Here is a 352-nt window from a genome sequence, read left to right as displayed (position 1 = left end):
GTGTATAAGAGACAGGACTACTCGGGTATCTAATCCTGTTTGCTCCCCACGCTTTCGTGCCTCAGTGTCAGTAGCAGGCCAGTAAGCCGCCTTCGCCTCTGGTGTTCCTTCCGATCTCTACGCATTTCACTGCTACACCGGAAATTCCACTTACCTCTCCTGTACTCTAGTAACACAGTTTGCGATGCCATTCCCAGGTTAAGCCCAGGGATTTCACATCACACTTACATTACCACCTACGCACCCTTTACGCCCAGTGATTCCGATTAACGCTCGCACCCTCTGTATTACCGCGGCTGCTGGCACGTAGTTAGCCGGTGCTTCTTCTTACGGTACCGTCATCCACCACTCG

General features: G+C 52.3%; 1 rRNA gene. It reads right to left on the bottom strand.

The window, feature by feature from the left end:
• A 16S ribosomal RNA gene (locus tag ACTHSL_RS13240) occupies positions 1-352 on the bottom strand; the annotation flags it as partial.

This window comes from Neisseria sp. P0008.S010 (genome assembly GCF_051962715.1).
Classification (GTDB): Bacteria; Pseudomonadota; Gammaproteobacteria; order Burkholderiales; family Neisseriaceae; genus Neisseria; species Neisseria elongata.
This window is presented reverse-complemented; position numbering and strand designations above follow the sequence as displayed.